This is a genomic window from Porticoccus sp., from assembly GCF_965660005.1.
In the GTDB taxonomy this organism is placed as follows: Bacteria; Pseudomonadota; Gammaproteobacteria; order Pseudomonadales; family Porticoccaceae; genus Porticoccus.
In genome coordinates, this window is sequence record NZ_CBFHYF010000022.1 from 16,787 (window position 1) to 28,278 (window position 11,492).

General features: G+C 55.7%; 12 protein-coding genes. 2 read left to right on the forward strand and 10 right to left on the reverse strand.

Features of this window, described 5'->3' with window-relative positions; all coding sequences use genetic code 11:
* Positions 1 to 32: 32 nt before the first annotated feature.
* Positions 33 to 695, reverse strand: a complete 663-nt coding sequence (locus ACTF5G_RS06435) for a cyclic nucleotide-binding domain-containing protein (protein WP_438952001.1) — start codon at positions 693 to 695, stop codon at positions 33 to 35.
* 214 nt (positions 696 to 909) lie between these two features.
* Between ACTF5G_RS06435 and ACTF5G_RS06440 the strand changes: the two genes are divergently transcribed.
* Positions 910 to 2,382 carry a protein adenylyltransferase SelO gene (locus ACTF5G_RS06440; protein ID WP_438952002.1) on the forward strand — a complete coding sequence of 491 codons (1,473 nt, stop codon included), beginning with the start codon at positions 910 to 912 and terminating at the stop codon, positions 2,380 to 2,382.
* 63 nt (positions 2,383 to 2,445) lie between these two features.
* Here ACTF5G_RS06440 and ACTF5G_RS06445 read toward each other — a convergent pair whose 3' ends face one another.
* From ACTF5G_RS06445 to ACTF5G_RS06485, 9 genes are all read right to left on the reverse strand, one after another.
* Entirely contained in the window at positions 2,446 to 2,799 is a 354-nt protein-coding gene (locus ACTF5G_RS06445; protein WP_438952003.1) for a DUF1622 domain-containing protein, read from the reverse strand.
* 17 nt (positions 2,800 to 2,816) lie between these two features.
* Positions 2,817 to 4,718: an SLC13 family permease gene (locus ACTF5G_RS06450; RefSeq protein WP_438952004.1), complete on the reverse strand. Its 1,902-nt coding sequence runs from the start codon at positions 4,716 to 4,718 to the stop codon at positions 2,817 to 2,819.
* 90 nt (positions 4,719 to 4,808) lie between these two features.
* Entirely contained in the window at positions 4,809 to 5,996 is a 1,188-nt protein-coding gene (purT, locus tag ACTF5G_RS06455) for a formate-dependent phosphoribosylglycinamide formyltransferase (RefSeq protein ID WP_438952005.1), read from the reverse strand.
* A 91-nt stretch (positions 5,997 to 6,087) separates the two neighbouring features.
* Positions 6,088 to 6,750 carry a class I SAM-dependent methyltransferase gene (locus tag ACTF5G_RS06460; RefSeq protein WP_438952006.1) on the reverse strand — a complete coding sequence of 221 codons (663 nt, stop codon included), beginning with the start codon at positions 6,748 to 6,750 and terminating at the stop codon, positions 6,088 to 6,090.
* A 57-nt stretch (positions 6,751 to 6,807) separates the two neighbouring features.
* On the reverse strand, positions 6,808 to 7,869 hold the full coding sequence (locus tag ACTF5G_RS06465; RefSeq protein ID WP_438952007.1) for an AI-2E family transporter: 1,062 nt from the start codon (positions 7,867 to 7,869) through the stop codon (positions 6,808 to 6,810).
* Positions 7,866 to 8,198, reverse strand: a complete 333-nt coding sequence (locus tag ACTF5G_RS06470) for a hypothetical protein (RefSeq protein ID WP_438952008.1) — start codon at positions 8,196 to 8,198, stop codon at positions 7,866 to 7,868. Before ACTF5G_RS06470 ends, ACTF5G_RS06465 begins: the two co-directional genes overlap by 4 nt.
* Entirely contained in the window at positions 8,195 to 8,944 is a 750-nt protein-coding gene (locus ACTF5G_RS06475; protein WP_438952009.1) for a TSUP family transporter, read from the reverse strand. Before ACTF5G_RS06475 ends, ACTF5G_RS06470 begins: the two co-directional genes overlap by 4 nt.
* Before the next feature lie 69 nt (positions 8,945 to 9,013).
* Complete coding sequence (locus tag ACTF5G_RS06480) at positions 9,014 to 9,496, reverse strand: hypothetical protein (protein ID WP_438952010.1); 483 nt, start codon at positions 9,494 to 9,496, stop codon at positions 9,014 to 9,016.
* Positions 9,497 to 9,605: 109 nt separating this feature from the next.
* Positions 9,606 to 11,192 (reverse strand): peptide chain release factor 3, encoded by a 1,587-nt coding sequence (locus tag ACTF5G_RS06485; RefSeq protein WP_438952011.1) that lies wholly within the window; start codon positions 11,190 to 11,192, stop codon positions 9,606 to 9,608.
* Between the two features lie 108 nt (positions 11,193 to 11,300).
* Here ACTF5G_RS06485 and ACTF5G_RS06490 point away from each other — a divergent pair.
* The coding region (locus tag ACTF5G_RS06490; RefSeq protein WP_438952012.1) for a hypothetical protein at positions 11,301 to 11,492 on the forward strand (192 nt) is incomplete at its 3' end.

Below are 11,492 nucleotides of genomic sequence, written 5' to 3' on the forward strand. Positions count from 1 at the left end.
ATAAAAGGATGGAACGTGAATCTCGGAGACAGTCAACTCACAGCATTCCCGACATTGTTGTCAATCGGCCCGAGTTCCACATTGAGCTGCTGCAGACGATCGGCAAGAAACAGTGCGTAGTCTCGCTGCGCCTGCAATTCATCTTCCGTGTCACCTCTGGCAGAGCGGTGAATCAGGTTGAACGGCACCCGCACCAGTGTGTGATCGGGAAAACGGATGCGATAAAGCTCAATGCGCCAGCGGAGAATATGGACAATCTGCCGGTAGACAATCAGCTTGGTATGCAGTGTCAACGAACCGTGCTGAGAAGAGGGGTGCAGGCAGGCAAAGTCCGTGGCGAAAACAATGGCCTCGCGAATACGAGTTGGTGCAACAATATCCAGTGTTCTTTTATGGCCGGTGATCACGGCAATTTCGCCAAATACGTCCCCTGGAATCAACACCCCAATCACTTTACTGTGATCAAGCGGGTCGCACACCAGCAATTCGCCCCGCATCAGGAAGTACATCCAGCTGCCCTGTTCACCCGCCTTGAGAAACGTTTCGCCGGGTGCCACAGAATAGAGATGCGACTGCTGGATCAGCGTGCGCAATTGCTGCGGGTCGTGACGACCGATTTCCTTGAAAAAATGCAGCGATGCAACTTTCTTTTCCATTGCTTCCGCTGACAGTTGCAATGCCGGATTCATAGGCATCAATATCGCTCCCCCTGGTTGCTAGGCAAATTATCATACCCCTTGCAGCGGATAGCCAGTTATTCAGTGTATTTACGCGGTGCAGCAGGTACCGGGGTGATGTGAGTGGTACACAACTGTTATAGTAACCTGACAATCCGGTAACAAAAACCTCATACAGACAGGGCTGAAAAACCTGCTCCGGCGTGTTTGTCAGCACAGGCGACAACCTTCAATGGATGACCACATTATCAGTACACTGCACTTCAAGAACAGTTTTGCCGCATTGGGTGAAGACTTCTCCACCCCGGTCACACCCAGTGGCCTCGATAACCCCTGGCTGGTCAATGTCAACAACGACGCTGCCAGACTACTGGGTATTCGTGCCGAGGCGTTACAGCAGAACTGGTTTTTGCAGTGGTGCAGCGGCAACCTCACCCTGCCGGGCAGTGACCCAAGAGCGATGGTCTACAGCGGTCATCAGTTTGGTTCCTATGTGCCCCGATTAGGGGACGGACGCGGACTGTTACTGGGCGAAGTGCAGGGGCCACAGGGCAAATGGGACGTCCATCTCAAGGGGGCGGGACAGACGCCCTACTCGCGCTTTGGCGATGGTCGGGCCGTATTGCGCTCCACCATCCGTGAATACCTGTGCAGTGAAGCCCTGCATGGACTGGGCATTGCCACCACCCGGGCACTGAGTATTGCCGCCAGCAAGGAACCAGTCTACCGCGAAACCACCGAACGGGCCGCCATGCTGATCCGGCTGGCCCGCAGCCATGTGCGCTTCGGCTCCTTTGAATATTTTCACCATCGGGGTGAAAGCGAGCAGGTCCAGATCCTGGCTGAGCATGTCATCGAACAACATCTGCCGGAACTGACTGGCTGCGACGGTCGCTACCTGGCCATGTTCCGCCATGCCGTCCACAGTACCGCAAGGCTGATCGCCCAGTGGCAGGCAGTGGGGTTTGCCCACGGCGTGATGAATACCGACAACATGTCGATCATCGGCGATACCCTTGATTACGGCCCGTTTGGTTTTCTCGACAGCTACAATCCGGACTTTATCTGCAACCACTCGGATCACGGCGGACGCTACGCCTTCAAACGCCAGCCCATTATCGGCCTGTGGAACTGTAATGCCCTGGCCAATGCCCTCACCAGCCTGCTCAGCGCGGTAGAGCTGACCGCAGTACTGGAGGAATACGAACCACTGTTTTTTGACAGCCTGCTGCAACTGCACCGGCAAAAGCTCGGTCTGGTCACGGCAGAAAAAGACGATCAACCCCTGATCGACAACCTGCTGACCGCCATGGCAGCCAGCAATGTCGATCACACCATTTTTTTTCGCAAACTCTGCGACTTTCAGGAGAATGGTGCCAATGACCCGTTGCGCAACCTGTTTCTGGATCGCACCGCCTTCGATAGCTGGGCTGAACGCTATCGCCAGCGACTGATCAAGGAATCTGAACAGATTTCAGCGACAGAGCGCCGTCAAGCCATGCTGAAAACCAATCCCAAGTATGTGCTGCGCAACTACATGGCGGAAATCGCCATCCGCAAGGCAGAAGATGAAGGGGATTACCGTGAAATTGACCGATTGCTCAAACTGTTGCAAACGCCCTTTGACGAGCATCCGGATTGTGAGGAATACGCCAAACACCCACCGGCCTGGAGCCAACAGCTGAGTGTGAGCTGCTCCTCCTGACCGCGTTTTTAACCAATTACTCGAATGCACAATGACTCGACAAAGTGGCATTTAATGGGCCTATTATGCAGATCCACTGTCCTCCGGTTGCCAGGGCCACCTGCCCTCGATTTCAAGGTGCAGGGTCAGGCTGAGGAAAGTTCGGATCAGAATGATCAGGCCGAGTACCGCCACATTCTCCAGTGACGTTTCCACAATCACGGTGCGGATAATGTCCCCCGCAATCAGGAACTCCAACCCCAAAATAATCGAGCGCCCCAACTGCCTGCGGTACACCCGATAAGCGACCCCTTCCGGCTGGTGGCGATAGCATCGCAAAAAAGCGGTGGTAGAGAGCACGGAACCGACCATCACCACCAGTACGCCGGCAGCTTCAATCGCAAAACCTGCCAGAGAAACAATCTCTTTGAATTCCATAATATTGTGTCCTGTTTCTACAGCGGCCAGACCCAGAGAATCACAGGGGTGGCACACGCAACAATCAGTATGGACAGTGGCAAACCCATGCGCCAGTAGTCGCCAAATTGATAACCACCAGGCTCCATTACCAATGTATTGGATTGATGTCCGATGGGCGTCAGGAAGGCGCTGGAAGCACCAATTGCCACCGCCATCAGAAAGGGGTCCGCCGAGACCTGCATGCCCTGAGCAAGATTAATGGCCACTGGTGCAGCCAGAATCGCAGCGGCGGCATTGTTGACCACATTGGACAGCAACATCACTGCCGTCATTAATATCGCCAGGGTAGCGATCGGCGGAACAGCGCCGGCAAGATTCAATAACCCGTCGGCAATCAACTGGGAGCCACCGGTGGTTTCCAGAGCCTGCCCCACCGGCAGCATGGCGGCCAGTAATACAATCACCGGCATATCGATACTCTTGTAGATTTCACCGGGTGGCACCAGACTCACCAGCACCATCACCAGCGCACCGCCCACCAGCGCAGTGGCTGCGGATACGAGATTCAGCGCGATCACTGCCAGCGACAGGGCAAAAATTGCCATAGCAAGATAAACTTTTTTTGGTCTTCCGATTTCCAGCCCCCGGGAGGCCAACGGCAGGCAACCCAGACTGGCAAGCGATGCCGACAGGTTTTCCTCATGGGCCTGCAGCAACAAAATATCTCCCGCCACAAAACGGATTTTGCCAATTCGCTGACGCAGCCGATGGCCCTGCCGGGCCACCGCGAGCACATTCACGCTGAAACGCTTGCGCAAATCAACACCAGTGGCGGTTGTTCCCACCAGTACCGAACCGGGAGTAACAATGGCCTCTACCAGGGTCAACTTGCCCGGTTTGGCTTTTGACTTCTCATCGGTATTTTCTTCGGCAGCCGCATTGTCATGCTTTTCGTCCGATTTTTTTTCAGCAGCGCTCTGCGATTCATCCTGATCATCCCCGGACGAATCAGCCAGATTCTCCTCTTTACTGCGCTCCTCTGCCAACTTAAGGCCAGTCTCGTCAATCAGTGACTTGAGGCTGTCCGAGTCCGCCTCCACCAGCAGAATATCCTGCTCCCGCAGCACCTTGTAGATGGACGGCATCTCCTGACGCTGCTCGTCGCGGAACAACCCCACCACCATCACGTCTGAATCGTCCTGTACAACGGATAGCAGGTCGTGAAGGGTTTGTCCGGCGTATTTACAGCCTTCGGGAACCCGCAGTTCCGTCAGGTAGGCGCTGATTTCAAACAGTGATTCCGAGTCATCCTGCTCTTCACGCCGGGGCGTCAACCGCCAGCCGATCAGTGCGATAAAGGCCACTCCCACCAGAGTCAACAATGCGCCCACCGGCATGAAATCAAACATGCCAAAAGGCGTCCCACCAACCTCTGCCCGATAGGAAGCAATAATGATATTCGGCGGGGTACCGATCATGGTCAGCATGCCACCGAGCAGTGATCCAAACGCCAGCGGCATCAACAGCAGCGAGGGTGAAAAACCGCTCTGACGGGACATCCATACCGCAACCGGCATAAACAGCGCCAGCGCACCCACATTGTTCATAAAGCCGGAACAGATGGCCACAATACCGGTCAGCACCGCCACCTGAATCCAGGGTGCACTGCCCGCCCGCATCAGATGCCGGGCCAGGGCATCCACCACACCCGCATTGAGCAATCCTCGACTCAACACCAACACTGCCGCCACCGTAATTACTGCCGGGTGGCCCAGCCCCATAAACACCTGATCCGGCGGTACAATGCCCACCAGCGCCACCACCAACAGGGCCATCAGCGCGACGATATCGTAGCGCCAGCGATTCCAGACAAACATGCCCAGCGTGGCAGCGAGCACGCCGAAAACAATTAACTGGTCGGTGTTGACATCACTCACAGGGACGCTCCCGGTCAAAAGTTAATGGAATGCACAAGCGCATAAACCCGGATTGCAGGGGACAGATACTATGGCCGATCTGCACAGCGGTCATTGCAAGGTCACCTCGATCCGTTCAATAACCCGCAGCGCCTTCGCGACGGCGGCCTCGGTACTCTTGTTATCGCGGGCCAGTGCAACCCCAAGGCGACGTTCACCCTGCACCACCGGTTTGCCGAACAGGCGCAACTCCGTGTCCGGCTCGGCCAGTGCGGCAGACAGATTGCCGTAACGGATGTCGCTGGACTCGCCAGACACCAACACCACGGCTGAAGCACTGGGTCCAAGCTGGTGGATCACCGGAATCGGCAAGCCGAGAATCGCCCTGGCGTGCAGGGCGAATTCGGACAGATTCTGGGACATCAGTGTCACCAGGCCAGTATCGTGGGGCCTTGGCGACACCTCACTGAAATAGACGGCACTGCCTTTGATAAACAGTTCTACCCCAAACAGGCCATAGCCACCCAGTGCACCGGTGACGGTGGCGGCAATCCGCTGCGCCTCTTCAAGCACGGCGGCATCCATCAACTGGGGCTGCCAGGACTCGCGGTAATCGCCTTTTTCCTGACGATGGCCAACGGGCGCACAGAAACTGGTACCATCCCGATGGCGCACTGTAAGCAGCGTGATCTCATCATCAAAGTCCACAAACCCCTCGACAATCACCTTGCCCTGACCGCTGCGACCACCGGACTGGGCGTAATCCCAGGCAGCGTCGATCTCGTTTTCGGTTTTGACGGTACTCTGGCCCTTGCCGGAGGAAGACATAATCGGCTTGACCACACAGGGCAAACCCACCGCTCTGATAGCCGCCACATATTCGGCTTTGCTTTCAGCAAAACGGTAGGGCGAGGTCGCCAGTTTCAGCTCCTCGGCGGCAAGCCGGCGGATGCCCTCGCGGTTCATGGTGAGGTGGACCGCCCTCGCCGAGGGCACCACCTGCCAGCCCTCATGTTCGAGCGCCACCAGCTCGGCAGTGGCAATCGCCTCGATTTCCGGCACAATCATATGGGGCTTTTCGTCCTCGACCAGCCAGCGCAACGCCTCGCCGTCCAGCATATTGATCACATGACTGCGATGAGCCACCTGCATGGCGGGTGCATTGGCGTAACGATCCACGGCAATCACCTCGCAACCGTAGCGCATCAACTCTATGGCCACCTCCTTGCCAAGCTCACCACTGCCGAGCAGCATCACCCGGGTGGCATGGGGTGCGAGCGGCGTACCAATGGTCGTCATGTATCACTCCTGTTAGTGAACCTGTCATTTGAGGCAAATCAGACAGGCTGGCCGTGATCGCGTCAAGTCCTACCATCCAATTCACTGGGGACTATCTTTTTCTCGCCAATGTCAGTCCGTCGCCAATCGGCACCAGGCTGATATCCACCCGCTGGTCGGTGAGCAATTTTTGATTGAAGGCGCGAATAGCGCAGGTGTCTTCATCCTGTTTGTCGGGATTGATCACCGAACCGCCCCACAACACGTTGTCCACGACAATCAGGCCGCCCTGGCACAGCAGGGCCAGACAGTGTTCGTAATATTTGTCGTAGTTCGCTTTATCGGCATCGATAAAGACCATGTCAAAACGCCCGGCGGCCCCATCTTCGCGCAGGGTTTGCAGGGTTTCGGCTGCCGGGGCCAGACGCAGGTCTATTTTGCTGCTCACACCGGCCTTGGCCCAATAGCGCCGGGCAATGCTGGTGTATTCTTCGCTGATATCGCAGGCCAGTAAACAGCCATCTTCTGGCAGCGCCAGCGCCATGGCCAGGGAGCTGTAGCCGGTATAGACGCCCACCTCAATAATATTTTTTACTCCGCACAGCTGAACCAGCAGCGCCATGAACTGCCCCTGCTCCGGGGCAATCTGCATGTTGGCGGTGGCGAGGGTCGCCGTTTCCTCGCGCAATGCCTTCAGCTCCCCCGACTCGCGTAGGGAGGTATCCAGCAGGTATTGATGAAGTGCGTCTGTGAGACTGATGGTTTGGTTGGACATAATTTCACCCTCCTCTGACATTGATAAACAACCCGTGCCGGGGATTGCTTACTGCTGTTATTTGTCAGGCAACTCCTCGTCAGGCAGTACCGGGGCGCTATCACCGGAACCGAGCATGACGCCCATCCAGTGGGTGTCGGGGTCATTTTCCAGCGCAATCTTGACCATGATGGTCAATGGAATGGACAGTAACATACCCACCGGGCCAAGCACCCAGCCCCAGAAGAGCAATGAGAGAAACACCACCAGGGGCGACAGATTGAGGCCCCGGCCCATCATTCTGGGCTCGAGAAAGTTGCCCACCAGCACGTTCACCACCAGATAACCGATGGCAGTGAGTCCTGCGAACAGCGGATTCAATTGCACCAGCGCCAGCAACACCGGTGGTACCGCTGCAATAATCGAACCGATATTTGGCACAAAGTTGAGCAGAAATGCCAGCAATCCCCACATCACCGGGTAATCCACGCCGAGAATCCACAGCCAGATCATCACCAGTATCCCGGTCAGCAGACTCAACAGCGATTTGATCCCCAGATAGCTGTTAACGCTGTCGGTAAACTTTTGCATGGTGTCACGACTGGCACCGTTGTCCTTTCTCGCCAGCTGCAATTTTTCACTGAAACCCACCTGCTCCGCGAGGATAAAAATGACCGTCAGCAGGATCAGAAAAGCATTGGTCATGGCGTTGCCCAGTGAGCTCAGGGTGTTGCCGGCAAACTGCATGATCTTGCCGGGATCAAAGCTGTTGCGCATCTGTTGCATGTCCAGCTTGAACCCATGTTCCCCCAGCCAGATCAACAGTCCACCGCTCAGCTGTTGCAGTCCCGCCTGATAGGCTGGCAGATTTTTGCGAAAATCATTGATGGACGAGCCCACCAGAATACCGATCAGCCAACCAATCAACACCACCAGGGCGATGATCAGACAGATCGACACCACATTGGGCACCCGACGCTCTTTTAGCCAGGCCAGTAACGGTGAAAAAATCAGTGCAATGAAGACCGACAACAGAAACGGCACCAGCACCGTTTCAGCTGCCTTGAGACCGGCAACCACCACCACGAAGGCAGCAGCGATCAACAACCCTCTGGCCACAGGTGATAATTCTCCGCTCATTCTTGTTCTCCCTTCAGCTCTTCGAGCAACTGTTTCACTTCCTCAACACCCCGTTGGGTCAACAGAAATCCTGTGCCGCCAATATACTCTCGCTGGTCAATGTCGGCACAGCGCTGACGAATCATTTCGAGACGGTCATTATGGCGGATCGGCACGCCCAGAAATACCTGCCAGTCGGAATCGGTGGCCCGCCCCTCCACCACCAGAGTAAGCAGGGTTTCCAGATTTTCCCTTTTCAGCAGATAGTAGGGTGTGCCGAAGCGAACAAAAACCACCAGCGCCACCAGCACAACGACAAAGGTCAGTAATATCGTCAGCAGCAGGGTCACGGTAGCACCAACAGCTTGAATGCCACCAGCAGGGTTACCGCGACAATCACTGGCTGAACCAGGGCGGCACCCCAGCTGATCACCAGATTGGAACCCAGCCGCGCCCCGATCACCTGCGCCAGGGACATGGCAATCGCCAGGGACCAGACCACATGACCACCGACGATAAATATCACCGCCGATACGCCGTTTACCGAAAGTACCATGGCTTTGGTCTGAGCGGTGGCTTTACGCAAACCATAGCCCAGCAGCCAGACCAGCAGAAAAGGAAAAATTGACCCCATCCCCGGACCAAAGAAACCGCCGTAAAAACCCATTAATGGTGCGACGGTGCAGGCAAACTGCGCCGGGGAAAGGCGGGGCTGACAGTTTTCGTCGGTCATTTTCGGTGCCAACAGAAAATACAGACCAATGGCAATCAACAATACCGGCAGCATCAATGCCAGTAGTTGGTTGCCCATCCTGAGAGCAGTCCAGGTGCCAAGGCAGGCGCCCAGCAGCGCGCTCAAAAATGATGGCAGCAGTGGCCGCAGTTCCAGATGGCCCTTGTGAAAAAAATTCCAGGCCGAAGAAAATGTGCCCAGCGTGCTCTGCACCTTGTTGGTCGCCAGGGCGCTAATCGGTGGCAGTCCTGCCCAAAGCAGGGCCGGCAGAGTGAGCATGCCACCTGCCCCGGCCATGGAAGAGATAAAACCGGCCACAAAGGCGATGACTGTCAGCAGCAGAAAAATCGGCAGCTCAGGCAATGCGGTGGTCACCTGCCGAATCGATGTCAGCAGGTCCTCGAAGTGTTGGCATATAGGCGGATGATGGCATCAGGCGGTCTTGAATTGATCGAGCTCGGCTTTTAGCTGGGCAATTTTTTCCACACCGACCTGCTGCTTTTCCAGTTCTCCAACCAGGTGCTTCAGCCGCTGCAAACGCAATTGCAGAATATCAATGCTCAGGTTGATGGCCTCTGCCTCGGGCTGAAAAACATCCCGTTTGCGCAGGCGAATCCGGGCAGTAAAATCGCCACTTGCCAGCGCCTCGGCCTGACGAACCAGCACAAAGACCGGACCGGCGATGCGATTGCTCGACACTAGGCTGCCCCACCAGACACCGCCGATCAGGAGTACTTCCAGGCCCGCCACCAGCAGAATATTCCAGCCGCTGAGCAGCAAGCCGGGGGAACCGGGAAGCAGGGCATGAGCGATAATGGCCAGATTGACCAGCAGCACCGCTACGGTAGCTGCAACCAGCGCGTACTGGTATTGAAAACGGCTGTTGATGACGACCGTTTTACGGCGGTTATCCATGGTATTTCCCCCATCGGTTCGATGGCACTCAGACTATTACAACCAGTGATGCCGGGCAATGATTAGCGAACGTCAGGCGGCGCTGGAAAAACGCCGCTCTATCGCCGGATCAGAGTTCGCGAGTTGCCCTGAAGTCAATCTCGGGATAGCGCTCGATGGTCAGCGACAGATTGACCCGGGTGGAGGCCAGATAGGTGAGATGGCCTCCGCCATCCAGTGCAATGCCTTCAGGCACCTTGCGCTTCAGCTCCTCGATTTTTTTCTTGTCGGTGGACTCAATCCAGCGAGCCGTATAAACATTGACCGGCTCGTAGACCGCTTCCACCCCGTATTCGTCCTTCAGGCGGTAGGTCACCACGTCGAACTGCAACTGACCCACCGCACCGACCACAATATCGTTGCTCTGAATCGGGAAGAACACCTGGGTGCTGCCCTCTTCTGACAACTGCTGCAGACCTTTCTGAAGCTGCTTCATCTTCATCGGATCGCGCAGCCGGATTCGCCGGAACAGCTCCGGGGCAAAATGGGGGATACCGGTAAACTTGAGATCTTCGCCAGCGGTGAAGGTGTCACCGATCTGGATGGTACCGTGGTTGTGCAAACCGATAATATCCCCGGCCACCGCCTCCTCCACAGCAATTCGCTCGCCGGCTTTGAAGCCCACCGCATCGGCAATGCGGACCTCCTTGCCGAGACGCACATGACGCATCTTCATGCCCTGGGTGTATTTTCCCGAACAGAGCCGCATGAAGGCAATCCGGTCCCGATGTCTCGGATCCATGTTTGCCTGGATCTTGAACACGAAACCGGAGAATTGCTGTTCATCAGGTTCCACCACTCGCTCCACCGCCCGGCGGGGTTGTGGTGGCGGCGCCCACTGCACGAAATGGTCCAGCATTTCCCGGACCCCGAAGTTGGACAGTGCAGTACCAAAAAACACCGGTGTCATTTGCCCGGCGAGGAACATTTCGAGATCGAACTGATGGGTCGCGCCGCGCACCAGCTCGATTTGCTCGCGGATATCGTCCACGTAATAACCCAGTAATTCAGTGGCTTCATCGGAGTTGATGCCGACAATCTGAATATCCTCAGGAATGGTATGTCCCTGACCCGGCCTGAACACGTGAATCGTATCGGTATAGAGGTTGTAAACCCCCTTGAAATCCGGCCCCATGCCGATCGGCCAGTTGATCGGCGCACCGGTAATTTTCAGCACTGCTTCAATTTCATCCAGCAGGTCGACGGGGTCGCGAATATCCCGATCCATCTTGTTAACGAACGAGATGATCGGTGTGTCCCGCAACCGGCAGACATCCATCAGTTTGATGGTGCGCGCTTCAACACCTTTGGCACCATCAATCACCATCAGCGCGGAGTCCACCGCGGTGAGGGTGCGATAGGTATCCTCGGAAAAATCTTCATGGCCGGGGGTATCCAGCAGATTGACCGTCGCATCCCGATAGGGAAACTGCATCACCGACGAAGTGACGGAAATTCCCCGCTCCTTCTCCATCTGCATCCAGTCGGAGGTCGCCTGACGGTCGCCTTTTTTACCCTTCACGGTGCCCGCAACCTGAATCAGGTTGCCGAACAGCAGCAGTTTTTCAGTGATGGTGGTTTTACCGGCATCGGGGTGGGATATGATAGCAAACGTACGCCTCTTATTGATTTCATTGGATAAACTGCTATCACCCATACTGCTTGATTCCTGCCTGTGACCGGTTAATTAAAGCGTTTTCTAAACAATAAAAAGCCCACCATTGTATCTGAATGCCCCTCCGCTATAAACGAAAGGGATGATAAATTGAGCAGAGGAATAACAGGGTTTTCAGACAATAACAGCAACACTTCGCACCCGGCCATTCCCGGGGCAACTCAAAACACCAACAACCAACAACCAACAACCAACAACCAACAACCAACAACCAACAAAAGACATCAACTTTTTACCAGGGGATACAGAACCAGGCTGATCTGCATCAAAAGTTTGTTAAAC